We start from the raw sequence: 26406 nt of genomic DNA on the forward strand, positions 1-26406 counted from the left end.
AACGTACGGACGGAAAACGGCCGGGCCGCGCGGGGAGTTCCCCTGCGACCCGACCGCACTCCCGAAGCCCCTGGTCACAGGGCGCTTCCGGCCGTCCAGGCGCTCCAGGCCATGTTCCAGCCGTTGAGCCCGTTGTCCGGCGCGACCGTCTTGTCGGGGGAGTTCCGGACCGTCACGACGTCCCCGACGAGGGAGTTGTCGAAGAACCACTTGGCGGACGTGGCGCTCTGCCCGCCCTGTTCGTCGGCGAGACCGACGCAGCCGTGGCTGGTGCCCTGCCGGCCGAAGGGCGCGTTCCCGCGGCTGTACCAGTAGTTGCCGTGGATGAACGTCCCCGACGAGGTCAGTCGCATCGCGTGCGGCACGTCGGGGATGTCGTACTCGCCGCCGTACCCGACCGTCGAGCCGTTCATCCGCGTGCGGGCGAACTTCTCGGAGATCACCATCTGCCCGTTGTACGTGGTGTGTTCGGGGCTGCCCGCCGAGATCGGCACCCTCTTGAGGGTCCGGCCGTCCCGCACCACCGTCATCGTCTGGGTGTTCACGTCCACCGTCGAGACCTGGGAGCGGCCGACCGTGAAGGTGACCGTCTTGCGCTGCACCCCGTGGACGCCGTTCGCCCCCTCGACGCCGTCCAGGTCGATCTTCATGGTGACCTTGGAGCCGGCCTTCCAGTACTCCTCGGGCCGGAAGTCCAGGCGCCGCGACCCGAACCAGTGGCCCACGACCCGCTGTCCGCTGCTGGAGGTGACCGTGATGTGCGACTGCACGGCCTTCCTGTCGCCGATCGCCTTGTCGAAGGCGAACGAGACCGGCATCCCGACGCCGACCGTCGTCCCGTCGTCGGGGGTGTACGTGCCGATGAAGCTGTCGCTCGACGAGATCGTGGAGAAGATCGAGCCGGCCGCCGCGGTCCGCCCGCCGGAATCCTTCGCCGTCGCCGAGATCCGGTACTTCGTGCCCCGCTCCAACTGCTGCGCCGGCTTCCAGGAGGTGCCGTCCGCGGCTATCGCCCCCGGCACGGCCGTCCCGCTCCCGGCGACCGTCATCCTCACCCCGGTCAGCCTGCCGTGGCTCACCTTCACGCCGGTCGTGTTGATGGACGCGTTCGTCGAACCGTCCTTCGCCGAGATCACGATGCGGGCCCCGGACGTCCGGGCGGAACTCCCGCCCCCCTTGCGGTCCTTGCCGTCGGCCGTGTCGGCGCTGGCGTCGCCGCCGCACGCGGTGAGGGTGAGGGCGCCGACCATCAGGGCGGCACAGGCCCCCAGTGCGCGCGCTGTCCTGTTCGGCGTTGTCACGGCTGCTCCCCGGTGTCGTCGTGTGCGGCGTCCGCTGCGGTTCGGTGAGAGAGAGCGAGCGGGCACCGCCCGGGGTTCCGGCCGACGCCGGCCGGGGACGGCCACGTGACAGAACCAGGACAATCCCCGCCCGCGCCCGCGACGATCAACCCCGGCCGCGCTCGCCGCGATCAACTCCGGTCGCGCTCGCTGCTAACAACTCCGTTCCCGGCCGCCACGAGCGGCACCGGCCGCGCCCGCCGCGAGCGGCCCCGGCCGTGGCCGCCAAGAGCAACTCCTGCCGCGGCCACCGCGGTCAATCCCGCCCGCGCCCGCCGCGATCAACCCCGGCCGCGGCTACGACGGGCGGCTCCGGTCCGCCGGCACCGGCCCCGGCAACGACCGGTCATGGCCCGGACGGGACCATGGCACCGGCCGGGATCGCGGTGCCGGACGGGGTCATGGCACCCGACGGGATCGCGGGGACAAGGCCACCGTGCCGGACGGGACCGCACCGGCCCCGGCGACAGCCGACCATGGCGCCGGACGGGACCGTCGCACCGAACGAGACCGGGGCGCCGGTCGGGGCCGTCACTCCGGAGGGATCGCGGTGCCGGACGAGGCCATCGTGCCGACGGGATCTCACGCCGGACGGGGCGACGAGCCGTACGAGGTGGAGAGCGTCACCCTTTCCCGTAGAGCTCCTCGTACGACGGCCAGGCGCCGCCCGGGCCCTCCACCGGACGGGCGGCGCGCACCGCCCGCACGATGGCGCGGGTGACCAGGTCCGCCCCCGCCGCGAGGATCTCGTTCAACGCGAGAGGGTTCCCGGCGTCGAGTGGCCGGGTGCCCGTGGCCAGCGCGAACACCGTGTCGCCGTCGTTGAGCAGGTGGACCGGGCGCACGGCGCGGGCGATGCCGTCATGGGCCGTGCCGGCGAGCTTCTGCGCCTGCGCGCGGGTCAGGTCGGCGTCCGTCGCGACCACCGCCAGCGTGGTGTTCAGCGGCGGTGGCGCGTTCCGCGCGGCGCTCTGCGCGAGCCGGCTCCGGGCGGCCTCGTGCACCGGTCCGGACGGGCACGTCGTCCGCCCCCGCAACAACTCCCCGTACAGCGCGCCGCTGTCCGGCTCCATCACCGAGCCCGCCGCGTTGGCCACCACCAGCGCGCCGACCGTGATCCCCGACGGCAGCAGCGCGCTCGCCGTGCCGATCCCGCCCTTGATGTCGCCGACCACCGCTCCCGTGCCGGCGCCCACCCCTCCCTCGGGCACCTCGCCGCCCGGCTCGCTCGCGTCGGCCGCCTCGACCGCGGCCCGCCCGGTGGCGGCGTCGGGGCGGCACCGGAAGGCTCCGCCCCGGCCGAGGTCGAAGACGCAGGCCGCGGGCACGACCGGCACCACATGCAGGGGGTCGGGCCCCACCCGCACACCCCGGCCCCGTTCCTCCAGCCAGGCCATCACCCCGGCCGCCGCGTCCAGCCCGTAGGCGCTGCCGCCGGTCAGGACCACCGCCTCGACCTTCTGCACGAGGTTCCGCGGATCGAGCGCGTCGGTCTCCTTGGTGCCGGGCCCGCCGCCGCGGACGTCCACCGCGGCCACCGCGCCGCCCTCGGGGGCGAGGACGACCGTGGTGCCCGTGAGCCATCCGTCGCCGGTGCGCGTCGCGTGCCCGACCCGCAGGCCGGCCACATCCGTCAGAGCGTCAACTGTCATGCGCCCAGTCTTCCCCGGCCCCGCGCCCAACCGGCAGCACCGGCAGCACCGGCCGCCGCGAGATCCGGAGGCTCGGTGCCTACTCCGGTGCCGGTGTCCCCCGGGCGGCCGTCCGCGCCGTGAGCACCACCCCGACCGCGACGGCCAGTGCCGTGACGAGGCCCGCCGCCGGCACCGCCCAGTCCCCGAGGAACGTGCACAGGATGACCAGCAGGGCGGTGGTCGGCAGGACGAGCTGCTGCACGATGCCCACCTTGAAATAGCGCGAGTGCAGCACCCACACGGAGAGGAGGTACAGCGCGGTCGGCAGCGTCACCGCCGCGGACGCCGCGAGCGTCGAGATGTGCGCCGCGCCGACCGCCTGCTCGACCGCCACCTCCAGACCCGCCCCGATCGCGGCGGCCGACGCGAAGATCAGGTAGTGGCCGTATCCCCACAGGAACGCCTGGCCGTTGGAGCGCAGGTGCCCGTGGATCGGCACCACGAAGTAGATCCACCAGGCGGCGAACACGATCAGCAGCCCGCCCGCGGCGATGGGCAGGAGTTCCCCGAGCGCGTCGTGCTCGTCCACCGCCGACTTCACCGCGACGGTGGCCGCGGCGACCGTCTCGCCCAGCACGATGATCGTGAACAGGCCGTAGCGCTCGGAGATGTGATGCGGGTGCCAGGCCGTGCCGTGGTCCTTCTCGGCGTACAGCGGCACGCACAGTTCCGCGACCGCCACCACGAGGAACACCCAGGGACGGGCCCCCTCGGGGGCGAACAGCAGGCCGAGCCAGCCGGCCTGGCAGAGCAGCACCCCGCCCGCGTACCGCAGCGCCGTCGTTCTCTCGGCGCCCTCGGTGGAGCGCGCGGCCCGCAGCCACTGCGCGATCATCGCGAACCGCATGATCGCGTAGCCGAGCCAGACGACCAGGAAGTCGTGGCTCGCGAACGCCTGCGACACTCCGGCGGCGAGCACCAGCACACCGGCGATCTGGACCAGGGTGACGACGCGGTAGAGCACGTCGTCGTTGTCGTACGCCGAGGCGAACCAGGTGAAGTTCATCCACGCCCACCAGATGGCGAAGAAGACCATCGCGTAGTCGAGGATGCCCTCGCCGGCGTGCCCCTCCGCCATGGCGTGCACCAGCTCGGCGCCCGCCTGCGCGATGGCCACCACGAAGCACAGGTCGAAGAAGAGTTCCAGGGGCGATGCGACCCGATGGGCCTCGTCGCGTCCGCGGGCCGTCATTCTGCGCAGGTGACGGCGCGCGGGCCGGGCCGTCGCGCTGGACTGGGGAGTGGAACGGGAGGTCATGGGACCCAGCACAGCAGATGACCGGCGCGAAATCGGGTGAAGCGGGCCACGGGCGCCCGTGGTGCCGCCGTCCGCCGGTCGCGTGGCGCCGCCGACCGCGGACCGCCGTCCGTCGATCGCCGTCCGCCGACCATCGACCGCCGTCGGCGGGGTGCGGGGCGGTACCCGGGCGGGCGCCGCCTGCCGCGTCGTACCCTGGGGTCATGAGTACCGCCCCCGCCCCCGGACCGCGCGATCCGCAGCAGCCGCGCGACCCGAAGCCGGCGCTGGTCTTCGACGACCCGCTGGACCGGCAGTCCTCGGACGACACGGACCACGGCTGGGGGGAGCAGGCCGAGGGCACCGGTGACAGCGCCGCCGACCTCAAGCGCTTCCTCGACGAGAAGCCGCCCCACCACATCTGAGCGGCGGCGGCCCCCGCCGTCAGCCCTCGCGCTGTCCGTTCCCCTGCTGTCCGCTGCCGCGCTGGGCGACCAGCGCGTCGCGGATCTCCTTGAGCACCTCCAGCTCGGTCACCTCCAGCACCTCCTGGGTGTTCTCCTTCGCCTTCTGGCGGGCGGCCTGACGGGCCAGGAACTTGGCCATCGGCAGCACCATCAGGAAGTACACGACCGCCGCCGTGATCACGAAGCTGAGCGTGGCGCCCAGCACCGAACCCCACATGATGCGGATGCCGTCGGTATCGTCCCCGCTGCCGGTGCACGGTGCCTTCAGGCAGGAGTAGTAACCGTCGAGGTTCTGCGTCCCGATCGCCCCGACCACCGGGTTGATGATCCCCTTCACCACGGAGTTGACGATGTTGGTGAAGGCGGCACCGATGACCACCGCGACGGCCAGGTCGATGACGTTGCCGCGCATCAGGAAGGCCTTGAAGCCCTCCCAGACGCCGGGCTGCTGCTTGTCGCTCACCAGGAGGCCCCTCTGCACAAGTCGTGGAACAAACAGTTCCGAAACCTACGGCAGGGGCCGACGGGCCTGTCCAATTGGGTCGCTCCAACGAGGGACTTGACACGGTTTCTCCACCCCTCACCGCACCGTCACCGCCAGTCGTGACGTCGTGCCCGCGCCGGCCAGCCGCACGGCCGTCGGGCGCGGTACGGCGAGAACCACCAGCGCCCCCGTCTCGGTGCCGCCGACGTCCGGCACCTCGGCGACCCGGGCGCCGGCCGCCACGACCCGCACCGCACCGCCGGTGTCCGCCGCCACCACGTCCACCCGGTCCCCGGGGCGCAGCAGCCCCACCGTCGCGCCGTCGGCGATCCGGACGGGGGCCGTCACGGTGGGGGCGTGGTCCGGGGCCGGACCGGCGGGGGAGGCCGCGGAGTCCCGGGACACGGTGGCGGCGGGTGCGGAGGCGGTGGCCGCCGGATGGCCGCGCGCCCCTTCGGCGGCCTGCGGTCCGGCCGCGACGAGGGCGGCGGCCGTCATCGCCAGGCCCGCGGCCACGGCCCGCCTCCGGTGCCGCGCCAGGCGCCGCAGCCGGCAGCCGCCGCCCAGCCGGACGGGCGCGAAGTGCGGCACGGCGCACGTCGGCGGTGCGTCCGCGCCCGCCGGGCCGTCCGGCCCCGAGGGCCGCGGCTCGGCCGGACGCCGGGAGGGCGCCGCCGGCCGGGGCCGCGGATCGGGCCGTGCCGCCTGTTCCCGCCCGGAGGGAGGGGGCGCCTGACCGTGGTGCGGAGGGAGGAGGATGTGCCGAGTCATGGAGACCACCACCTGTGACGAGGGACCGGCGTGCGATCCCACGATGGGGCCTCGCGGCGCACCGTGCCGAAGCCTGTGCACCGCCGCCCGATTGTGGACAACTCGCCTGCCCGAACGGGTGGTTCCGCGCGGTCGGGAGGGCCCTTCGCCCACCGCCCCGGCCGCTACGGCAGTGTGAAGCCCGGGTCCATCCCGCCGAGCGCCGTCGTGCACGGGCAGTCGCGCGCGGCGTTGTCCGGGAGGGCGGCGACGGCGTCGAAGAGCACGCCGCGCAGCCGGTCCACGTTCGCCGCGAACACCTTGAGCACCTCGTCGTGGGAGACGCCCTCGCCGCTCTCGGCGCCCGCGTCCAGGTCGGTGACCAGCGTCAACGAGGTGTAGCAGAGCTCCAGTTCGCGGGCCAGCGCGGCCTCCGGGTGGCCGGTCATGCCGACCACCGACCAGCCCTGCGCCCGGTGCCAGAGCGATTCGGCCCGGGTGGAGAACCGGGGGCCCTCCACGACCACGAGCGTGCCGCCGTCCACCGGTTCCCAGGCCCGGCCGCGCGCCGCGTCCAGGGCGGCCCGGCGCCCGGCAGGGCAGTACGGGTCCGCCAGGGACACGTGCACCACGTTGGGCACCGAGCCGTCGGGCAGCGGCAGTCCGTCGAAGTAGGACTGGGCCCGCGCCTTCGTGCGGTCGGCGAACTGGTCCGGCACGAGGAGCGTGCCCGGCCCGTACTCCTCGCGCAGGCCGCCCACGGCGCAGGGGCCGAGGATCTGGCGGGCGCCGACGGAACGCAGCGCCCACAGGTTGGCGCGGTAGTTGATGCGGTGCGGCGGCAGATGGTGGCCGCGGCCGTGGCGGGGCAGGAAGGCGACCCGGCGGCCGGCGATCTCGCCGAGGAAGAGGGAGTCGCTGGGGGGCCCGTAAGGGGTGTCGACCTGGATCTCGGTCACGTCGTCGAGGAAGGAGTAGAGGCCCGAGCCGCCGATGACACCGATCTCGGCCCGGTCGGTCGCCTGCTCCCCGGCCGGGGTCTGGGTGTTGTCCGTGTTCGCCATGAACGGCACCCTAACCGGGCCGCGGAAACGCCGAGGACCCCGTCGCCGTGAGGCGGCGGGGCCGGGCGGGATCGAGCGGGTCCGGCCGGGGAGCGGGCCCCGGCGGGAGGCGTCCTTAGGCGGCGGAGCTGCCGGCCGAGCCGGTGCTCGACGACTTCGTGTCCGAGGACGACGAGGAGGACGGCGCGGACGCCGACTTGGCGTCGGAGGAGGAGGCCGCGGCGGACGTCGACGGCTTCGACGCGGGCGAGCTGCTCGACGAGGAGCCGCGGCTGTCGTTGCGGTAGAAGCCGGAGCCCTTGAAGACAATGCCGACGGCGGAGAACACCTTCTTCAGGCGGCCACTGCAGCTGGGGCACTCGGTCAGGGCGTCATCGGTGAACTTCTGCACCGCCTCGAGGCCCTCGCCGCACTCGGTGCACTGGTACTGGTAGGTCGGCACTTGTCTTCCTCCTGGCACTCTCACTCAGTGAGTGCTAACGATGGTCCATAGTGACGTATTCCGCGGCATCAGTCCACTGTCACCGGCACGCGGTGACCGACGCCACGTGCGACCGTCCGGCTCGGGGCGCTCGCGGCGAGGCGTGACCGCAGGGCCAGGAGGGTCGCCAGCGCGAGGACCGTACCGCCCATGGGCACCAGGAAGCCGGCACCGTCTCCCGCCCGGTCCTCCAACTGGCCGGCGACCGTGACGGCCGCCGCCTGGCCGAGGGCGACCGCGCCGGTCAGCCAGGTGAAGGCCTCGGTGCGGGCCCCCTGCGGGACCAGGTTCTCGACCAGCGTGTAGCCGGTGATCAGCGCCGGGGCGATGCACATGCCGACCAGGAGGCCGACGCCGGCGAGCACGACCGCCGAGTGCGCGGCCAGCAGCCCGGAGGCGGCCAGCGCGAGGGCGGTGTACCCGACGACGAGCCGCCGCTGGGGTGCCGCCTTCCAGGCGACGGCACCGCAGACGATGCCCGAGATCATGTTGCCCGCCGCGAACACGCCGTACAGGACGCCGTTCAGGCCGGGCTCGCCGATCGACTCGCTGAACGCGGCCAGCGAGACCTGCATGCCGCCGAAGACCGAGCCGATGCCGAGGAACGTGACGACGAGGACGCGCACCCCGGGGACCCGCAGCGCGGAACCGTGCTCCACGCGCGTGTGCCGCTCGGCGGAGACGGCCGGCTGCGTACTCCGGCGGGCGGCGAACAGCAGTCCGCCGACGAGGGTCAGCGTGGCCTCCGCGAGCAGGCCGGCGGCGGGGTCGACGGTCGTGCACAGGGCGGTGGCGAGGAGCGGGCCGAGGACGAAGGTCAGCTCGTCGGTGACCGACTCGAAGGCCGCCGCCGTCGTCATCAGGGGGGAGCCCTGGAGCTTCACACCCCAGCGGGCCCGCACCATGGGGCCGACCTGCGGCACCGAGGCGCCGGTGGGCACGGCGGCGGCGAAGAGCGCCCACAGCGGGGCGTGCGCCAGCGCCAGGGCGGTCAGCGAGACGCCCGCCACGGCGTGCACGAGGACGCCGGGCAGCAGGACGGCCCGCTGTCCGTGGCGGTCGGCGAGGCGTCCGGTGAAGGGCGCGAACAGGGCCATGGAGACGCCCGTGGCGGCGGCGACGGCGCCGGCCGCGCCGTAGGAGCCGGTGGTGTGCTGCACGAGCAGCACGATGGAGATCGTCAGCATGGCGAACGGCTGCCGTGCGGCGAATCCGGGGAGCAGGAACGTCCAGGCGCCGCGGGTGCGCAGCAGCTGTCCGTATCCAGGACGGGAGGTGACCGTGGATGCCACGGCCCGTGCCTTTCTGCCGCCTGGTAGCGCGCCCGTGCGGGGGCGCCGAGAGCTGTCCTCTTGCGCGGATCTGCGGTAGATACCGGCGTCCTCGGCAGGAGGGCGTCACGGCCGCCATACGGTCGCGCCAGCTCTGCGTCAGGCAGAGTTGGTTCGATCTGGGTGTGCCTTCATCCTACAGGGGCCGGCGGCCCCGCCTCCTGTGAAAACGAGCACCGTGGTGACCCCGGCCTGCGAATGCCCTCGTCTTCCGCGCCCCCGGGGGTGGCGCGGAAGCCCCGGGAGGGCCGCGGGCCGCCGCGCTGCCCGAGGGGCCTACGCGCCGCCGGGCCGCCCGATGGGGCTCACGCGCCGCTGCGGTGCGTGGTGTGGTCGCGGTGGTGTCCGGTGGCGCTCTCGCCGGTGCCCAGCCAGCCGGCCAGCTTGCCGCCCTGGCCCACCGCGCGCAGGCGCTTCTCGGCGGCGTCGCGGACCGGGTCGGTGGCCACCACGAGCAGTTCGTCGCCGAGTCGGAGCACCGTGGTCGGCAGCGGAACGAAGGACTTGCCGTCGCGGACGACCAGCGTGACGGCCGCGCCGGGGGGCATCCGCAGCTCGCCCACCTCCACGCCGTGCATCCGCGAACCCTCGGGGATGGCGACCGACAGCAGGTGACCGCGGAGCCGCTCCAGGGGGGCCGACTCGATGCCGAGGTCGGAGGCGCCCGAGGGGCCGCCGAGTCGGAGGGTGCGGGCCAGCCAGGGCAGCGTCGGGCCCTGGACGAGGGTGTACACGACGACCAGGACGAAGACGATGTTGAAGATCCGGCGGCTGTCCGGGACGCCGTTCACCATGGGGATGGTGGCGAGGATGATGGGCACCGCGCCGCGCAGGCCCGCCCAGGAGAGCAGGACCCGCTCCTGCCAGGGGATGCGGAAGGGCACCAGGCTGACGAGGACGCTGAGGGGCCGCGCCACCATCGTCAGGACGAGGCCGACGATGAGCGCGGGCACGATGTCGTCGCCCATCTCGTGCGGGGTCACCAGCAGGCCCAGCAGCACGAACATGCCGATCTGGGCGATCCAGCCGAGCCCTTCGGCGAAGCCGCGGGTGGCGGGCCAGTGCGGGAGCCTGGCGTTGCCGAGGAGCATGGCGGCGAGGTAGACCGCGAGGAATCCGCTGCCGTGGGCGAGCGCGCCGGCGGCGTAGGCGACGACGGCGATGGCCATGACGGCGATGGGGTAGAGGCCGGAGGCGGGCAGCGCGACGTGCCGCAGGCCGAAGGCGCCGAGCCAGCCGACCGCGATGCCGATGGCGGCGCCGATCGCGAGTTCCAGGGCTATCTCGCCGACGAGCAGGTACCAGTGCTCCACCGGCCCGGCGGTGGAGAAGGCGACGACGAGGATGACCACCGGGGCGTCGTTGAAGCCGGACTCGGCCTCCAGGATGCCCGTCACGCGCGCGGGCAGCGGGATCTTGCGCAGCACGGAGAAGACCGCCGCCGCGTCCGTGGAGGACACCACCGCCCCGACGATGAGAGCCTGCCGCCATTCCAGGTCGATCAGGTAGTGCGCCGCCGCCGCGGTGACGCCGACGCTCACCGCGACGCCCACCAGTGCCAGCGAGGAGGCGGCCGGGAGGGCCGGCCTGATCTCCTTCCACTTCGTGCCGAGTCCGCCCTCGGCGAGGATCACGACGAGGGCCGCGTAGCCGATGACCTGGGTCAGCTCGGCGTTGTCGAAGTGGACGTCGCCGATGCCGTCCTGCCCCATGGCGACGCCGATCCCCAGGTACACGAGCAGGGTGGGGAGCCCGCTGCGTGAGGAGATCCGCACCGCCGCCACGGCGACGAGCAGGACGAGCGCGCACACGAGCAGGAGCTGGTTGAGGTGGTGGACAGTCAGGGGCTGTTCCTTTCTCGCCGATCCGGTCCCGCCGGGACGGGCGCGGATCCGAGCACCGGAAGCCGGGTACTTCAGTGCAAGTTACTTCGTTACCTTACCTAACTCTTGACGCTTTCTTGACGTTCCGGGAAGCGTGATCGCGTGCTCGCACCTCCCGGTTCCCGACTCCGCGTCCAGGTGCGTCCGGCCCTGCGCCTATGGTTGCTCCAGCACTCCAGGACCGCCTGCCGCTCGCGTTAGGACAGCAAGGACAGCGATGCCCCCCAACACCACCGCCTCTTCCGGCCAAAAGCCCGGCAAGTCCGGCAGGAAGAAGGGGCGCAGAGCCCGACTGGTCTTGATTGTCCTGGTTCTCGCCGTCATCGGGGGCATCGCCTTCGGCGCGTACTGGAGTGTCAGCACCGTGCGCGCCTCCTTCCCGCAGACGAAGGGCTCCATAGCGCTCGACGGCCTGTCCGGGCCGGTGGACGTCAAGCGCGACGGGAACGGCATCCCCCAGATCTACGCCTCGTCCGACGAGGACCTGTTCATGGCCCAGGGCTTCGTCCAGGCGCAGGACCGGTTCTACGAGATGGACGTGCGCCGCCACATGACCTCGGGCCGGCTCTCCGAGATGTTCGGCAAGGGCCAGGTCGACAACGACGCGTTCCTGCGCACCCTCGGCTGGAACCGGGTGGCGCAGAAGGAGTACGACACCGAGCTGTCGGCCTCCACGAAGAAGTACCTCCGGGCGTACGCCAGGGGAGTCAACGCCTATCTGTTGGGCAAGGACGGCAAGGACATCTCCCTGGAGTACGCCGCCCTGGGCTTCAGCAACGACTACACGCCCCGGCAGTGGACCCCGGTCGACTCGGTGGCGTGGCTCAAGGCGATGGCCTGGGACCTGCGCGGCAACATGCAGGACGAGATCGACCGTTCCCTGATGACGAGCCGGCTCGGCCCGAAGCAGATCGCCGACCTCTACCCGGAGTACCCCTACGGTCGGAACAAGGCGATCGTCCAGGAGGGCGCGTACGACAGCGCCACCGGCGCGTACTCGCCCACCGGCACCGCCGCCGGGTCGACGCCCCCCGCGGGCAGCGGGCTCGCGGGCGGAACCGAGGCTCCCGCCGGGCTCCAGAGCCAGCTCTCCGGGCTGTACGACGTGCTCGACGACGTCCCCACCGCGGTCGGCGTCAACGGCAACGGCATCGGCTCCAACTCCTGGGTCGTCGCGGGCAGCCACACCATCACCGGCAAGCCGCTGCTCGCCAACGACCCGCACCTGTCGCCCTCGCTGCCGTCGGTCTGGTACCAGATGGGCCTGCACTGCACGACCGTGTCGGCCGCGTGCCGCTACGACGTCTCCGGCTACACCTTCGCGGGCATGCCCGGTGTCGTCATCGGCCACAACCGGGACATCGCCTGGGGCATGACCAACTCCGGGGTCGACGTCACCGACCTCTACCTGGAGAAGATCACCGGCGACGGCTACGAGTACGACGGCAAGGTGCTGCCCTTCACCACCCGCAAGGAGACCATCAAGGTCGCGGGCGGCGCGAGCAAGACCATCGTGGTCCGCTCGACCGAGGACGGCATGCCGCTGCTCTCCGACCGGGACGACGAACTGGTCAAGGTCGGCAAGAAGGCCGGCGTCGACTCCGAGGCGCCCGACCGCGGGGACGGCTACGCCATCGCGCTCCGCTGGACGGCGCTGGACCCCGGCACCTCGATGGACGCCGTCTTCGAGATGGACCGGGCCGGCGACTGGACGGAGTTCCGCAAGGCCGCCACGTCCTTCGACGTTCCCTCGCAGAACCTGATCTACGCGGACACCGAGGGCAACATCGGCTACCAGCTGCCCGGCAAGATCCCCACGCGCGCCAAGGGCGACGACGGCTCGCTGCCCTCGCCGGGCTGGGACTCCGCCTACCGCTGGACCGGCTACATCAAGCAGTCCGCGCTGCCCTACGAGTACAACCCCGAGCGCGGCTACATCGTGACCGCCAACCAGGCCGTCGTGGACAAGGACAGCTACCCCTACACGCTCACCACGGACTGGGGCTACGGCACCCGCAGCCAGCGGATCAACGACCTCATCGCGTCGAAGATCAACGGCGGAGGCAAGATCTCCACCGACGACATGCGGCAGATGCAGCTGGACAACAGCAGCGAGATCGCCAAGCTGATCGTGCCGAAGCTGCTCAAGATCGACGTGGCGGACAAGGACGTCCGGGACGCCCAGAAGCTGCTGGAGGGCTGGGACTACACCCAGGACTCCGACTCCGCGGCGGCGGCCTACTTCAACGCCACCTGGCGCAACATCCTCAAGCTCGCCTTCGGCGACAAGCTGCCCAAGGAACTGCGGGTCAAGGGCCAGTGCCTGTACGTCGACCGGGTCGACAGCACGGGCCCGGCCGACGAGGACCAGAGGGTGCGCGAGTGCGGCGAGCGCGACGCGGACCAGGCGCAGCCCGACGGCGGGGACCGCTGGTTCGAGGTCGTCCGCAAGATCATCGACGACGAGCACAACGACTGGTGGAAGCTGCCGAGGACGCGCACCCAGGAGGCGACCACCACCCGTGACGAGCTGTTCGGGCGCGCCATGCGGGACGCCCGCTGGGAGCTGACCGCCAAGCTCGGCAAGGACATCGACACCTGGAGCTGGGGGCGGCTGCACCGCCTGTTCCTGAAGAACCAGACCCTGGGCACCGAGGGTCCCGGCTTCCTGCAGTACATGCTCAACCGCGGCCCGTGGAAGCTCGGCGGCGGCGAGGCGGCGGTCAACGCGACCGGGTGGAACGCGGCGGGCGGCTACGGCGTCGTCTGGGTCCCCTCGATGCGGATGGTCGTGAACCTCGGCGACCTGGACAAGTCGAAGTGGATCAACCTGTCGGGCGCCAGCGGGCACGCCTACAGCGCGCACTACACGGACCAGACGGACCTGTGGGCCAAGGGCGAACTGCTGCCCTGGGCGTTCTCCGCCGAGGCCGTCGGCAAGCGGACGAGCGACACCCTGGTCCTCAAGCCGTGACCGCCCGGCGGCCGGCCGGGGCGTGACGCCCCGGTGCCGCCCGGCGGAAGTGGCCCTCCACGCGTGCGTGGAGGGCCACTTCGCGCTCTGCGCGCCGGTCAGCGGAAGCGCCGCACCCCCGACGGCGTGACCACCGCGTGGACCGGCCGGTCGTGGGCCTCGGCCGGGACCCGGTCGACGACTTCGGTGTCGTACAGGAGCACCACCAGCGCGGGGTCGGCGGACGCCCGCGCCAGGCGCGCGAGAACGCGGTCGTAGGAGCCGCCGCCGCGGCCCAGCCGCATCCCGTCCGCGTCGACCGCGAGACCGGGCAGCAGGACCACGTCCGCGGACCGGACGGCCTCCGGCCCCAACCGCTCGCCCACCGGCTCCAGCAGGGTCGTCCGCGCGCCGTGCCGGACCGGGCCGAGGGAGCCGGCCCCCTCGTACGCGCCCCAGTCGAGGTCGTTGTCCGGCAGCAGGACCGGCAGCAGGACCCGCACCCCGCGCGCGCGGAGCGCGTCGAGGAGCGCGAGCGTGCCGGGCTCGCTCCCCACGGACACGTACGCCGCCACCGAGCGCGCGTGCGCCAGTTCGGGCAGCTCCAGGGCGCGGACGGCGAGCGCCGCGGCCGACGCGCGCACGTCATCGTCCGTCAACCCGCTCCTCACCGCGAGGAATCCTCGGCGCAACATGCGCTTCGTAGGCTCCGGTCCGGGGTCCAGGTGGTTCACAGCTCGCTCCCTCGGTCTTCCTAATGTGCTCATATGAGAGCGAATTAACCGGAGCCACAGATCCAGCACATAGGCACCGGATATGGTTGCCGCCATGACTGAGTCGCACCCCAGGATCACCAAGGCTGTCATCCCCGCCGCCGGCCTCGGCACCCGGTTCCTGCCGGCCACGAAGGCCACTCCCAAGGAGATGCTTCCGGTCGTCGACAAGCCGGCGATCCAGTACGTGGTCGAAGAGGCCGTGTCGGCGGGTCTCGACGACGTCCTGATGATCACGGGCCGCAACAAGCGCCCGCTGGAGGACCACTTCGACCGCAACTACGAACTGGAGTCGGCGCTCCAGAAGAAGGGCGACGCCGGCCGGCTCGCCAAGGTCCAGGAGTCCAGCGACCTCGCGACCATGCACTACGTCCGCCAGGGCGACCCCAGGGGGCTCGGTCACGCCGTCCTGTGTGCCGCCCCGCACGTCGGCGACGAACCCTTCGCCGTCCTGCTCGGCGACGACCTGATCGACCCCCGCGACCCCCTGCTCGCCCGCATGGTCGAGGTCCAGGAGCGCCACGGGGGCAGTGTCGTCGCCCTCATGGAGGTCGCGCCGGAGCAGATCCACCTCTACGGGTGCGCCGCCGTCGAGCGCACCGACGAGGGCGACCTCGTGAAGGTGACCGGCCTGGTCGAGAAGCCCGACGCCGCCGACGCGCCCAGCAACTACGCCATCATCGGCCGCTACGTCCTCGACCCGGGCATCTTCGGCATACTGCGCAAGACCGAGCCGGGCCGCGGCGGCGAGATCCAGCTCACCGACGCCCTCCAGCAGCTCGCCGACGACGAGAAGACCGGCGGCCCGGTGCACGGCGTCGTCTTCGAGGGCCGCCGCTATGACACCGGCGACCGTGGCGACTACCTGCGTGCCATTGTCAGACTCGCGTGCGAACGTGAAGACCTGGGCCCGGACTTCCGGGCCTGGCTCCGCAGTTACGTAGCCGAGGAGATGTAGGACTTTGAGCAGCGCCGCGACCCGCACCACCGGCCGGGAACACCTCTGGTCGGTGGAGGACCACCTGGAGGACATCCTCGGCACCGTCCGCCCCCTCGAACCCATCGAGCTGCAGCTCCTCGACGCCCAGGGCTGCGTCCTGGTCGAGGACGTCACGGTGCCGGTCTCCCTGCCGCCCTTCGACAACAGCTCGATGGACGGGTACGCGGTCCGGGTCGCGGACGTCGCGGGCGCGAGCGAGGAGTACCCGGCAGTCCTCACCGTCGTCGGCGACGTCGCGGCCGGCCAGGCCGACGCCCCCTACGTGGGTCCCGGCCAGGCGGCCCGCATCATGACCGGCGCCCCGCTGCCGCCGGGAGCCGAGGCCGTCGTCCCCGTCGAGTGGACGGACGGCGGGCTGGGCGAGGGCCCGGTCAGCGGGATGCGCGCGCACAGCGCCTCGCCCGAGGGCTCCTTCGGGCAGGTGCACATCCACCGCGCCGCCGACGCCCGCGCGCACGTGCGCGCCGCCGGCAGCGACGTGCGGGCCGGCGACCGCGCCCTCGAAGCGGGCACCGTCCTCGGCCCGCCGCAGATCGGCCTGCTCGCCGCGATCGGCCGCGGCACCGTCCGCGTGCGCCCCCGCCCGCGCGTGGTGGTGCTCTCCACCGGCAGCGAACTCGCGCAGCCCGGCGAGGAACTGGGCGACGGCCGGATCTACGACTCCAACAGCTTCGCCCTGTACGCGGCCGCCCGCGACGCCGGAGCGATCGCCTACCGGGTGGGCGCCGTCGCCGACGACGCCGAGACGCTGCGCGCCACCATCGAGGACCAGCTGATCCGCGCCGACCTCGTCGTCACCACCGGAGGCGTGAGCGTCGGCGCCTACGACGTCGTCAAGGAGGCCCTGTCCTCCGTGGGGGACGAGGACGAGGCCGGCTCCGGCATCGACTTCCGCAAGCTCGCCATGCAGCCCGGCAAGCCGCAGGGCTTCGGCTCCATCGGCCCCGACCACACCCCGCTGCTCGCGCTGCCGGGCAACCCCGTCTCCTCCTACGTCTCCTTCGAGCTCTTCGTGCGCCCCGCCATCCGCACCCTGGCCGGCCTGCGGGACGTCCACCGGCCCACCACCCGGGCCACCCTCGCCGCCGGCGCGGCGCTGACCTCGCCCGCCGGGCGCCGCCAGTTCCTGCGCGGCACCGTCGCCGACGGCACGGTCACTCCCGTCGGCGGCGCCGGATCGCACCTGGTCGCCGCCCTCGCGCACGCCGACGCCCTGATCGTCGTCCCCGAGGACGTCACCTCGGTGCAGCCGGGCACCGAGGTCGAGGTCGTGCTGCTCGGCTGAGCGGCCCGCGCGCGGCGGGCGGGCGACGCGCGGCCACCGGGGCACGAGAGGGCCGCGGGCCCGGCTCGGGGCGGTGGGGCCGCCCGGCCGGGCGGTAACGTGTCGCGCACACCAGGCCCACGCGCCGCACCGCGACGGGCCCAGACCGGGAGCGCCCACGCACATGACTGTTCCGTCCCGGGGGGACTCCTCCGGACCCCCCGCGCAGGACCGACTGACGCACATCGACGCGGCGGGTGCCGCCCGCATGGTCGACGTGTCGGCGAAGGACGTGACCGCGCGCACGGCGCGCGCTTCCGGCCGGGTCCTGGTCTCGCCGCGCGTCGTCGAGCTGCTGCGCGGCGAGGGGGTGCCCAAGGGAGACGCCCTCGCCACCGCCCGCATCGCGGGCATCATGGGAGCCAAGCGCACCCCGGACCTGATCCCGCTCTGCCACCCGCTGGCCCTGTCGGGCGTGACGGTCGATCTGTCCGTCGCGGACGACGCCGTCGAGATCCTCGCCACCGTCCGGACGACCGACCGCACGGGCGTCGAGATGGAGGCCCTCACCGCCGTCGGTGTCGCCGCCCTCACCCTGGTCGACATGGTCAAGGCCGTCGACAAGGCGGCGGTCGTCACGGACATCCGGGTGGAGGAGAAGACGGGCGGGAAGTCCGGGGACTGGAGCCGGCCATGAGCGACCCCGCAGATCACGCCGGTCACGGCGATCACGCGGGCCACGGCGGCCACGCAGACCACGCCGGTCACGCAGGTCACCCAGACCATGGCGGCCACGCTGATCATGCAGGCCACACCGGTCACGGCGACCACGACGGCCACGACGGGCGCGGGGCCTCCCGGCCCTACCGGGCCCTGGTGGTCACCGCCTCGAACCGCGCCTCCGCGGGCGTGTACGAGGACCGGGGCGGTCCCCTGATCGCGGCGGGGCTCACCTCCTTCGGCTTCGCGGTCGAGGGGCCGCAGGTCGTGCCGGACGGGGACCCCGTGGAGGCGGCGCTGCGTGCCGGGGTCGAGGCCGGCTACGACGTCATCGTCACCACCGGCGGCACCGGCGTCTCGCCCACCGACCGCACCCCGGAGGCGACCCGGCGGGTCCTCGACCGGGAGGTCCCCGGCATTCCCGAGGCCATCCGGGCGTTCGGCCGCGCGGCGGTCCCGACGGCGGCGCTCTCCCGCGGGCTGGCCGGAGTCGCCCGCGAGACACTGATCGTGAACCTTCCGGGTTCACCCGGCGGGGTGAAGGACGGTCTGGCCGTCCTGGAGCCCCTGCTGGCCCACGCCGTCGACCAGCTCCGCGGCGGCGACCACCTCAGACCCGGCGGCACTGGGGGTGCGAGCTGAACAGCCAGTCCTGGCCCGTCGAGCTGGCGGACGGCGACGTCGTCCTCCGGCCCATAAGGCTGCGCGACCAGCGGACCTGGCGTGAGGTCAACCGGCGCAACCGCGACTGGCTGCGCCCCTGGGAGGCGACGATCCCGCCGCCCACGCCCAGCGGCCCGATCGCGCACCGGCCGACCTACCGTCAGATGGTCCGGCACCTGCGGGCCGAGGCCAACGCGGGCCGGATGCTGCCCTTCGTGATCGAGTACCAGGGGCGGCTGGTCGGCCAGTTGACCGTCGCCGGCATCACCTGGGGCTCGATGTGCTCCGGTCACGTCGGCTACTGGGTGGACCAGTCGGTGGCGGGCCGCGGCGTGATGCCGACGGCCGTGGCGCTGGCGACCGACCACTGCTTCCGCACGGTCGGACTGCACCGCGTCGAGGTCTGCATTCGCCCCGAGAACCGGCCCAGCCGCCGCGTGGCGGAGAAACTCGGATTCCGCGAGGAAGGGCTGCGCCCGCGCTATCTGCACATCGACGGCGCGTGGCGCGACCACCTCGTCTTCGCGCTCACCGCGGAGGAGGTGCCCGAGGGGCTGCTGGCGCGCTGGCGGCGCAACCGGCCCCTCCGCACCGGTCCGGAACAGGCCGGACCGGACGCGGCCGGATCGCACGACCCGAGCACCCCCGGCAACACGGGGAAATGAAATAGGTGTTCGAAATTGATCGTCCTGCGATCGGCTCCGGGCATTAAATTCGCCCTCCCGGCGGCCTGTTGATCGCATCGGTCACAAAAAAAGCTCGAAATATCAGCCAGATCGTGCGACACACCGGCGCAATTGGCAGATGGCCTCACACAAACCCCTCTACCGTGTGAGGCGTGAGCAGCAGCGGCCTCATCTACGCAGTCATCGTCGGGGCCTGGGCCGCCTACTTGGTGCCGATGTGGCTCCGTAGGCAGGACGAGCTGAACGAAGCTCGTCCGACCGAGCGCTTCAGCACCGCCATCCGGCTGCTGTCCGGACGGGCGGGCATGGAGCGTCGGTACGCCAGGGACCTGCGGGCGCGCTCCGCCGACGAGGGGGAGCCCGACGCCGACCCGGACGACGCCACCGACTCGGTGGACGTCCGGGCCTTCGCCATGCCTCCGGCCCGGTCCCGGACGTCCGTCCGGCACCGGCCCCGGGGCCACGAGCGGGTCCGGCCTCCCGAACCGGCGCCGGCGGAGCCCGTCCCGGGCGACCGGGCACCCGGCGGAGAGGGGGACGGGGACGTGTACGAGACCGCGGGCACCTCCCGGGCCGTACCGCAGCAGCCGGCCGCCTCCGCGCCGAGACGGCCGGTCGTGTCCGCGCCCCGGCAGGCCACGTCGACCGGCGCGGGCCGTGCCGGCGTGCGGCGGTCGACGTCGGCGGAAGCCGAAGCGCGGGCGCGGCGCGTGAAGGTCCTCGCGCGCCGCCGGCGTACGACGGTCCTGCTCTTCCTCGCCTTCACGGTCGGCGCGATCGTCGCGGCCGTCGGCGGCCTGGCGTTCCTCTGGGCGCCGGCCGTGCCCGCCGTGCTGCTCAGCTCGTACATCGTGTACCTGCGGGTGCAGGAGCGGCGGCGCTTCACCTACACCATGGACCGGCAGCGGGCCGAGGTCGCGGCGCAGCGGCTCCGGGAGCGCCAGCCGCGCCGCCGTCCCGCCGCCGACCCGGTGGCGGACGAACCGGAGGAAGGCCCAGCCGCGGGCACCGAGACCGGTCTGTCCGCGCTGGCCGCCGACCGCCGGGCCCTCGTCGAGCAGACGGACCACGCCGAGTGGGTCGACCAGCAGCGCGAGCGCCGGAACGGCCCGCGCCAGGGCGACAGCTGGGACCCGGTGCCGGTCCCGCTGCCGACGTACGTGACGGCGCCCGTCGCGCCGCGGGCCACGGCGGACGTGGACCTCGGCGCGCAGGACGCCTGGAGTTCCGCGCGCTCCAGCGTGGCCGAGCCGGGCCTCCCGTCGGCCGACGCCGTCGAGGAGACCCCCGAGGCGGACGCGGACGCCGAGGACGCGGCGGACGACGGGCGCAGCGACGCCCGCCGGGCCGCGTCCGCGCGGCGCGCCCGCGAGCGCGGCCGCACCCCCCTGTTCGACCAGTACGAGGACGGCGAACGGCCGCGCGCCGCCAACGAGTGACACACCGGCCGGCCGGTGCCCGGAGGGGCCCGGCCGACCGGCCCGGAACGGATTACCGAGCACCCTGATCGGGATGCTAGAGTTTCACTCGTTGCAAGGGCCTGTGGCGCAGTCTGGTAGCGCACCTCGTTCGCATCGAGGGGGTCTGGGGTTCAAATCCCCACAGGTCCACCGCAGCCAAGAGCCCCAGCCGGAGAGATCCGGCTGGGGCTCTTGCCATGTCCGGCCCCGGCGCGCGGGCGCGGGCAACTCCCGCCCCGGCGGCGGCTCGTGGTGATCCGTGCCGGAGGGCGTCGCCCCTGCCGGGCGCACCTCCCTCCGGCCGTGCGGGGCCCGGCCTCAGAGGGCCTTCGCGAAGCAGAGGCTCAGTTCGTGGAAGCGGTAGTAGCCGAACTTCGTGCAGGGGTCGTAGCCGCTCGACGTGTACAGGGCCACCGCCTCGGGCTGCTTGGCCCCGGTCTCCAGGACCATGCGGACGCGGCCGGCGGCCCGGGCGTCCTCCTCCAGGGCGGCCAGGATGCGCCGGGCCAGGCCGAGTCCGCGGGCCTCCGGCACCACGTACATCCGCTTGAGTTCGGCGTCGCCGTCGGTGTAGCCCTCGTCGTTCGCGTCCTGGGAGCGCCAGCCGCCCGTGGCCACCGGCAGGTCCCCTGCGTCGTAGGCGATCAGGTAGCGGCCGGCGGGCGGTGCGAACATCCGCGCCTCCAGGTGCGTGGCGTCGCCGCCGTCGCCGTAGCGCTCGGCGTACTCGGCCTGCACCCGGTCGTTGAGCTTGACGGCGTCGGGGTGGTCGAAGGGGACCTGGCGGATGTTCATGCGATATACCGTACATCTATGCAGGAGGAGCGGGGGAGGGGTGGCGTGTCGTGCGGGGCCGGCCCGGGGAAGCGGCTCGCCCCCCGGCGGGCCGGCCCGGTGATCGAGTTCGGATCGGGTGCACCCGTTCAGTATCGTGCCCGGGTGCTTACTGTGACCTCGGTGAACGTGAACGGGCTTCGGGCCGCCGCCAAGAAGGGCTTCGTGGAGTGGCTCGCGCAGACCTCCGCGGACGTGCTGTGCCTCCAGGAGGTGCGCGCGGAGCCGGGGCAGCTCCCCGAGGAGGTGCGGGCGCCCGAGGGCTGGCATGCCGTCCACGCCCCCGCCGCCGCCAAGGGCCGGGCCGGGGTGTCCCTCTACACCCGCCGCGAGCCGGACGCCGTCCGCGTCGGCTTCGGCTCCGAGGAGTTCGACTCCGCCGGCCGCTATGTCGAGGCCGACCTGCCGGGCGTCACCGTCGCGAGCCTCTACCTGCCCTCGGGCGAGGTCGGCACCGAGCGGCAGGACGAGAAGGTCCGGTTCATGGCGGAGTTCCTCGGATACCTGAAGGAACTCCGGGAGCGGGCCGCGGCCGACGGGCGCGAGGTCGTGGTCTGCGGCGACTGGAACATCGCCCACCAGGAGGCCGACCTCAAGAACTGGCGCGCCAACCGCAAGAACTCCGGCTTCCTGCCCGAGGAGCGCGCCTGGCTCGGCCAGGTCCTCGACGCGTCCGACGGCGGCTACGTGGACGTCGTCCGCGCCCTGCACCCGGACACCGAGGGGCCCTACTCGTGGTGGTCCTACCGGGGGCGGGCCTTCGACAACGATGCGGGGTGGAGGATCGACCTGCACGTCGGCACGCCGCGCCTCGCGGGCAGGGCGGTCAAGGGCTTCGTGGAGCGCGCCGCGAGCCACGAGGAGCGCTGGTCCGACCACGCGCCGGTGACGGTCGTCTACGACCTCTGAGCGCGGCCGGCCCGCGGCGGCCCCCCGCCCGGCCCGGCCCCCGGACCGGCGCGACGGGCTGCGGGGCGCTCAGGCCGGAGCGGAGCCGGGGGCGGTGCCGCCGCCCCGCTCCTTCTCCCGCAGCCTGCGGTCCAGGGCCATCGACAGTTCCGCCTCCACCACGCTCTTGGCCAGCGGGCGCAGGCGCTGGAGGTCCTCCGCGCCGCGGTCCTGTGTGAGGACCAGCGTGGTGAACAGTTCGGCGAGGGCTTCGGTGTGCGCGCGGACCCGGCTCGCGGCCCGCAGGACGTCGGCGAGCGGGATGCCCTCGCGCACCAGCGCCGCCGACACGTCCAGCAGTCGCCGGCTGACGTGCACGATCTCGCCGCCGTCCGTGCCGAGGTAGCCGAGGTCGAGGGCGGCGGCGAGGTTCTCCGGTGTCGCCTGCCCGGCGAAGACGTCGGCCAGTTCCTCGGGGGAGAGGCGGACCGGGACCTCCTCGGAGGGCTCGCCCAGGCCGAGCAGTTCGCCCACGTCCCGGCCGTGGTCGAACGCCTCGGCCAGTTCGGCGATGCCGCTGAGGGTGTGGCCGCGTTCCAGGAGGGCCGAGATGGTGCGCAGCCGGGCCAGGTGGGTGTCGTCGTACCAGGCGATGCGGCCCTCGCGGCGGGGCGGCGGTATGAGCTTGCGTTCCCGGTAGAACCGCAGGGTGCGTACGGTGATGCCGGCCTTCTCGGCGAGTTCCTCCATGCGGTACTCGGGCCCGCGGGCCTCCGGGGGGCCGCTCTCGGCGACCCGTCCCGCGCCCGCTCCGGTGGCTCCGCGCGTCCGCGCCCCCGGCCGGCGCGCGCCGTCGTCCGGCGCCCGCCCGCCCCGTGCCGGCGCTCCGGCGCCCCGCTTCGCTGCTCCCTCGGCCACCTGCGCACCCTACGTCGTACCCCGGGTAACTTTCCCGCTCACGACCCCTACCCATCAGTACGAAGCTGCTCTACGCTCCGATTGCGCCAGTGTTCACTGGCGGAGTCGTGCGGACCTGGGAGGCGTCGGGATGACCGAGCACGAGCATGTACGGGTGGCGGTGATCGGGTCCGGATTCGGCGGGCTGGGAGCCGCGGTGCGGCTGCGCCGCGAGGGCGTCACCGACTTCGTCGTCCTGGAGCGCGCCGGCGGCGTGGGCGGCACCTGGCGCGACAACAGCTACCCCGGCTGCGCCTGCGACGTCCCCTCGCACCTCTACTCGTTCTCCTTCGCGCCCAACCCCGAATGGCCGCGCACCTTTTCCGGGCAGGAGCACATCCGGGCCTACCTGGAGCACGTGGCGGACGTCTTCCGGCTGCGCCCGCACCTGCGGTTCGACTCCGAGGTGCGGATGATGACCTGGGACGCGCAGAAGCTGCACTGGGTGATCGAGACGAGCAGCGGCCACCTGACGGCCGACCTCGTCGTCTCGGCCACCGGCCCGCTGTCGGACCCCAAGATCCCGGACATCCCCGGGATCGACGGCTTCACCGGCAAGGTGTTCCACTCCGCCCGCTGGGACCACGACTACGACCTGCGCGGCAAGCGCGTCGCCATGGTCGGCACCGGCGCCTCGGCCATCCAGATCGTGCCCGCGATCCAGCCCGAGGTGTCCCGGCTGACGCTCTTCCAGCGCACCCCGCCGTGGGTGATGCCGCGCGTGGACCGGGCGATCAGCGGGGCCGAGCGGTGGCTGCACCGGCGGCTGCCGTTCACCACCCAGGCCCGGCGCGGAATGCTGTGGGGCATCCGCGAACTCCAGGTGCAGGCCTTCACCAAGCGGCCCGACGAACTCGGCCTGGTGGAGCGGCTGGCGAAGCGGAACATCGCGCGGGCCGTGAAGGACCCGGCGCTGCGTGACCGGCTGACGCCCGACTACCGCATCGGCTGCAAGCGCATCCTGCTGTCGAACACCTACTATCCGGCGCTCACCCGGCCGAACGTCGACGTCGTCGCCTCCGGACTGGACCGCGTCGAGGGCTCCACGCTCGTCGCCGCCGACGGCAGCAGGGCCGAGGTCGACGCGATCGTCTTCGGGACCGGCTTCCACGTCACCGACATGCCGATCGCCGAACGCGTCGTCGGGGCGGACGGCCGGACGCTGGCCGAGGCGTGGAAGGACGGCATGAGGTCCCTGCGCGGCGCGACCGCGGCGGGCTTCCCCAACTGGATGACGATCATCGGGCCCAACACCGGGCTCGGGAACTCCTCGATGATCCTGATGATCGAGTCCCAGCTCAACTACCTGGCCGACTACGTGCGGCAGCTCGACGTCCTCGGCGGGCGCGTGGCGCTCGACCCGCGGCCCGCCGCCGTGGACGCCTGGAACGACCGGGTGCAGGAACGGATGAAGCGCACGGTGTGGAACACCGGCGGCTGCACGAGCTGGTACCTCGACGCCAACGGTGTCAACACCACCGTCTGGCCCGGCACGACGACCGAGTTCCGCAGCGCCACCCGCCGGGTCGACCTGGCGGAGTACGAGGTGGTCCGGGCGGCGCGACCCGCTCCCGCCCCGGCCGCGCGGAGCACCCGGGCGACGAAGGCGGTGGCCGAGGCGTGAGGGGGCCGACGCACGCGGAGCACGGGGCGTACGCCCCGCCCGCACCGGTACGCGAACTGCTCGCGACGTCCGCGGACGGCGCCCGCCTGCATGTCGAGGTGCACGGCCCCGAGGGAGCGCCCGCGGTGGTCCTCGCCCACGGCTGGACCTGTTCGACGGCCTTCTGGGCGGCGCAGATCCGGGACCTGGCCGCCGACCACCGTGTCGTCGCCTACGACCAGCGCGGTCACGGGCGCAGCCCGGCGGGCGCGGTGTGCAGCACCGACGCGCTCGCCGACGACCTGGAGGCGGTGCTCGCCGCCACCCTGGAGCGGGGCGAGCGGGCCGTGCTCGTGGGGCACTCGATGGGCGGGATGACGCTGATGGCGGCCTCGGGCCGGCCGCGCTTCACCGAGCACGCCGCGGCGGCCCTGCTGTGCAGCACCGGCAGCACCCGGCTGGTCGCCGAGTCGCGGGTCGTCCCGCTGCGGGCCGGCCGGCTCCGGACCCGCATCACCGGCGCGGTGCTCGGCTCCCGCGCGCCGCTCGGGCCGGTCACGCCGCTCGCCCGCCGCATCCTCAAGTACGCCACGATGGGCGCCGGTTCGTCCCCGCTGGTGGTCGACGCCTGCGCGCGGATCGTGCACGCCTGCCCGCGGTCCGTGCGGCACGCCTGGTCGGCCGTCCTGGAGTCGCTCGATCTCGACCACGGTGTACGGGAGTTGCGGGTGCCCACGGCGGTGATCGCGGGGACCGCCGACCGGCTGACGCCGGTCGTCCACGCGCGGGCCCTGGTGGCGCTGCTGCCGAACTGCGTGGGCAGCACCGAACTCGCCGGCGTCGGGCACATGACCCCGATGGAGGCACCGGAGGCGGTGACCGCCCGGATACGGGAACTGGTCACGGCGTACGCGCGGCCCGCCGGACGGACCGGCGGGGCGGACGGGATCGACGGGATCGACGCCATCAAGGAGGGCGCATGAGCAGGGTGAGTCTCGAAGGGCAGGTCGCGGTCGTCACGGGCGCCGCGCGCGGGGTCGGCGAGCTGCTCGCCCGCAAACTCTCCGCGCGCGGGGCCACGGTCGCGCTGGTCGGCCTGGAGCCCGACGCGCTCAAGCAGGTCGCGGAGCGGCTGCACGGCGAGAGCGGCCACTGGCACGCCGACGTGACCGACCACGAGGCGATGGCGCGGGTCGCGGAGGAGGTCAAGCAGCGGTTCGGCAAGGTCGACATCGTCGTCGCCAACGCCGGTGTGGCGAGCGGGGGTCCCTTCGCGGACTCCGACCCGGTCGCCTGGCGGCGGGTGATCGAGGTGAACCTGATCGGTTCGGCGGTGACGGCACGGGCCTTCCTGCCGGTGCTGACGGAGAGCCGCGGCTACCTGCTCCAGATCGCCTCGCTCGCGGCGATCACCCCGGCGCCCATGATGACGGCGTACTGCGCGTCCAAGTCCGGTGTGGAGGCGTACGCGCACAGCCTGCGGGCCGAGGTCGGGCACAAGGGCGTCCGGGTGGGCGTCGGGTACCTGTCGTGGACCGACACCGACATGGTGCGGGGCGCTGACCAGGACGAGGTGATGCGGGAGCTGCGGCAGCGGCTGCCGTGGCCGTCGAACAGGACGTATCCGCTGGGCCCGGCCGTCGACCGGATCGTGGCGGGCATCGAGCGCCGCTCCAGCCACGTGTACGCGCAGTGGTGGCTGCGCGGGATGCAGGGCGTGCGCGGATACCTGCCCGCGCTCATCGGGTCCGTCGGGCAGCGGGAGATGCGGCGGTTCGAGCCGCGGCTCGGCACGGTGCGCACGGGGCTGGTCGGGGCCGGTGGGGCGGCCGACGAGCGGGAGCGGGGGGCCGAGGCGCCCTGACCCTCCCGGG

General features: G+C 73.4%; 24 protein-coding genes and 1 tRNA gene. 13 read left to right on the forward strand and 12 right to left on the reverse strand.

Annotated elements, in window-relative coordinates; translation table 11 throughout:
• Positions 1 to 74: 74 nt before the first annotated feature.
• From ACGFS9_RS03230 to ACGFS9_RS03240, 3 genes are all read right to left on the reverse strand, one after another.
• Positions 75 to 1250, reverse strand: a complete 1176-nt coding sequence (locus ACGFS9_RS03230) for an Ig-like domain-containing protein (RefSeq protein WP_393250521.1) — start codon at positions 1248 to 1250, stop codon at positions 75 to 77.
• 713 nt (positions 1251 to 1963) lie between these two features.
• Positions 1964 to 2992 (reverse strand): P1 family peptidase, encoded by a 1029-nt coding sequence (locus ACGFS9_RS03235; protein ID WP_393250246.1) that lies wholly within the window; start codon positions 2990 to 2992, stop codon positions 1964 to 1966.
• A 79-nt stretch (positions 2993 to 3071) separates the two neighbouring features.
• Positions 3072 to 4292, reverse strand: coding sequence for a low temperature requirement protein A (locus ACGFS9_RS03240; RefSeq protein ID WP_393250248.1), 1221 nt, complete (start codon positions 4290 to 4292; stop codon positions 3072 to 3074).
• Between the two features lie 203 nt (positions 4293 to 4495).
• Here ACGFS9_RS03240 and ACGFS9_RS03245 point away from each other — a divergent pair, with 203 nt between their 5' ends.
• Positions 4496 to 4696: a hypothetical protein gene (locus ACGFS9_RS03245; RefSeq protein ID WP_393250250.1), complete on the forward strand. Its 201-nt coding sequence runs from the start codon at positions 4496 to 4498 to the stop codon at positions 4694 to 4696.
• 19 nt (positions 4697 to 4715) lie between these two features.
• Here ACGFS9_RS03245 and mscL read toward each other — a convergent pair whose 3' ends face one another.
• The 6 genes from mscL to ACGFS9_RS03275 form a co-directional block, all read right to left on the reverse strand.
• On the reverse strand, positions 4716 to 5201 hold the full coding sequence (gene mscL, locus ACGFS9_RS03250) for a large conductance mechanosensitive channel protein MscL (protein ID WP_393250251.1): 486 nt from the start codon (positions 5199 to 5201) through the stop codon (positions 4716 to 4718).
• Positions 5202 to 5318: 117 nt separating this feature from the next.
• Positions 5319 to 5813, reverse strand: a complete 495-nt coding sequence (locus tag ACGFS9_RS03255; RefSeq protein WP_393250253.1) for a hypothetical protein — start codon at positions 5811 to 5813, stop codon at positions 5319 to 5321.
• A gap of 344 nt (positions 5814 to 6157) precedes the next feature.
• Positions 6158 to 7036, reverse strand: coding sequence for an S-methyl-5'-thioadenosine phosphorylase (locus ACGFS9_RS03260; RefSeq protein WP_393250255.1), 879 nt, complete (start codon positions 7034 to 7036; stop codon positions 6158 to 6160).
• Between the two features lie 115 nt (positions 7037 to 7151).
• Positions 7152 to 7478 (reverse strand): FmdB family zinc ribbon protein, encoded by a 327-nt coding sequence (locus tag ACGFS9_RS03265; protein WP_393250257.1) that lies wholly within the window; start codon positions 7476 to 7478, stop codon positions 7152 to 7154.
• A gap of 68 nt (positions 7479 to 7546) precedes the next feature.
• A complete protein-coding gene (locus tag ACGFS9_RS03270; protein WP_393250259.1) occupies positions 7547 to 8809 on the reverse strand; it encodes an MFS transporter in 1263 nt (420 codons plus the stop codon).
• A 344-nt stretch (positions 8810 to 9153) separates the two neighbouring features.
• On the reverse strand, positions 9154 to 10740 hold the full coding sequence (locus ACGFS9_RS03275) for a potassium/proton antiporter (RefSeq protein WP_393250523.1): 1587 nt from the start codon (positions 10738 to 10740) through the stop codon (positions 9154 to 9156).
• Between the two features lie 208 nt (positions 10741 to 10948).
• Between ACGFS9_RS03275 and ACGFS9_RS03280 the strand changes: the two genes are divergently transcribed.
• The gene (locus tag ACGFS9_RS03280; RefSeq protein ID WP_393250261.1) at positions 10949 to 13705 is read left to right on the forward strand and encodes a penicillin acylase family protein; all 2757 of its coding nucleotides are present in this window, start codon (positions 10949 to 10951) and stop codon (positions 13703 to 13705) included.
• A gap of 98 nt (positions 13706 to 13803) precedes the next feature.
• Here the strand turns inward: ACGFS9_RS03280 and ACGFS9_RS03285 are convergent, their stop codons facing one another.
• Positions 13804 to 14379, reverse strand: a complete 576-nt coding sequence (locus ACGFS9_RS03285; protein WP_393250263.1) for a 5-formyltetrahydrofolate cyclo-ligase — start codon at positions 14377 to 14379, stop codon at positions 13804 to 13806.
• A 133-nt stretch (positions 14380 to 14512) separates the two neighbouring features.
• Between ACGFS9_RS03285 and galU the strand changes: the two genes are divergently transcribed.
• From galU to ACGFS9_RS03320, 7 genes are all read left to right on the forward strand, one after another.
• Positions 14513 to 15415: a UTP--glucose-1-phosphate uridylyltransferase GalU gene (gene galU / locus ACGFS9_RS03290; RefSeq protein WP_393250265.1), complete on the forward strand. Its 903-nt coding sequence runs from the start codon at positions 14513 to 14515 to the stop codon at positions 15413 to 15415.
• A 4-nt stretch (positions 15416 to 15419) separates the two neighbouring features.
• The gene (glp, locus tag ACGFS9_RS03295; RefSeq protein ID WP_393250267.1) at positions 15420 to 16742 is read left to right on the forward strand and encodes a gephyrin-like molybdotransferase Glp; all 1323 of its coding nucleotides are present in this window, start codon (positions 15420 to 15422) and stop codon (positions 16740 to 16742) included.
• A 163-nt stretch (positions 16743 to 16905) separates the two neighbouring features.
• Positions 16906 to 17418 (forward strand): cyclic pyranopterin monophosphate synthase MoaC, encoded by a 513-nt coding sequence (gene moaC, locus ACGFS9_RS03300; RefSeq protein ID WP_393250269.1) that lies wholly within the window; start codon positions 16906 to 16908, stop codon positions 17416 to 17418.
• A 176-nt stretch (positions 17419 to 17594) separates the two neighbouring features.
• A complete protein-coding gene (locus ACGFS9_RS03305) occupies positions 17595 to 18083 on the forward strand; it encodes a molybdenum cofactor biosynthesis protein B (RefSeq protein ID WP_393250525.1) in 489 nt (162 codons plus the stop codon).
• Positions 18080 to 18769, forward strand: coding sequence for a GNAT family N-acetyltransferase (locus tag ACGFS9_RS03310; RefSeq protein WP_393250527.1), 690 nt, complete (start codon positions 18080 to 18082; stop codon positions 18767 to 18769). The genes ACGFS9_RS03305 and ACGFS9_RS03310 overlap by 4 nt, the downstream gene beginning before the upstream one ends.
• Before the next feature lie 173 nt (positions 18770 to 18942).
• A complete protein-coding gene (gene glpR, locus ACGFS9_RS03315) occupies positions 18943 to 20229 on the forward strand; it encodes a gephyrin-like molybdotransferase receptor GlpR (protein WP_393250271.1) in 1287 nt (428 codons plus the stop codon).
• 97 nt (positions 20230 to 20326) lie between these two features.
• Positions 20327 to 20400: transfer RNA gene (locus ACGFS9_RS03320), tRNA-Ala, on the forward strand.
• 168 nt (positions 20401 to 20568) lie between these two features.
• On the opposite strand, the gene ACGFS9_RS03325 is transcribed toward ACGFS9_RS03320, so the two are convergent.
• The gene (locus tag ACGFS9_RS03325; protein ID WP_393250273.1) at positions 20569 to 21045 is read right to left on the reverse strand and encodes a GNAT family N-acetyltransferase; all 477 of its coding nucleotides are present in this window, start codon (positions 21043 to 21045) and stop codon (positions 20569 to 20571) included.
• A gap of 144 nt (positions 21046 to 21189) precedes the next feature.
• Between ACGFS9_RS03325 and ACGFS9_RS03330 the strand changes: the two genes are divergently transcribed.
• Positions 21190 to 21993 (forward strand): exodeoxyribonuclease III, encoded by an 804-nt coding sequence (locus tag ACGFS9_RS03330; RefSeq protein ID WP_393250275.1) that lies wholly within the window; start codon positions 21190 to 21192, stop codon positions 21991 to 21993.
• Between the two features lie 69 nt (positions 21994 to 22062).
• Here ACGFS9_RS03330 and ACGFS9_RS03335 read toward each other — a convergent pair whose 3' ends face one another.
• Positions 22063 to 22722 carry a MerR family transcriptional regulator gene (locus tag ACGFS9_RS03335; protein ID WP_393250529.1) on the reverse strand — a complete coding sequence of 220 codons (660 nt, stop codon included), beginning with the start codon at positions 22720 to 22722 and terminating at the stop codon, positions 22063 to 22065.
• 298 nt (positions 22723 to 23020) lie between these two features.
• Here ACGFS9_RS03335 and ACGFS9_RS03340 point away from each other — a divergent pair, with 298 nt between their 5' ends.
• Genes ACGFS9_RS03340 through ACGFS9_RS03350 form a run of 3 tightly spaced genes read left to right on the forward strand, consistent with a single transcriptional unit; the run spans position 23021 to position 26396 of the window.
• Complete coding sequence (locus tag ACGFS9_RS03340) at positions 23021 to 24553, forward strand: flavin-containing monooxygenase (protein ID WP_393250277.1); 1533 nt, start codon at positions 23021 to 23023, stop codon at positions 24551 to 24553.
• Complete coding sequence (locus tag ACGFS9_RS03345; protein ID WP_393250279.1) at positions 24550 to 25515, forward strand: alpha/beta fold hydrolase; 966 nt, start codon at positions 24550 to 24552, stop codon at positions 25513 to 25515. The genes ACGFS9_RS03340 and ACGFS9_RS03345 overlap by 4 nt, the downstream gene beginning before the upstream one ends.
• Entirely contained in the window at positions 25512 to 26396 is an 885-nt protein-coding gene (locus tag ACGFS9_RS03350; RefSeq protein ID WP_393250281.1) for an SDR family oxidoreductase, read from the forward strand. The genes ACGFS9_RS03345 and ACGFS9_RS03350 overlap by 4 nt, the downstream gene beginning before the upstream one ends.
• Positions 26397 to 26406 lie beyond the last annotated feature (10 nt).

It is taken from the genome of Streptomyces sp. NPDC048566, assembly GCF_043199735.1.
GTDB lineage: Bacteria > Actinomycetota > Actinomycetes > Streptomycetales > Streptomycetaceae > Streptomyces.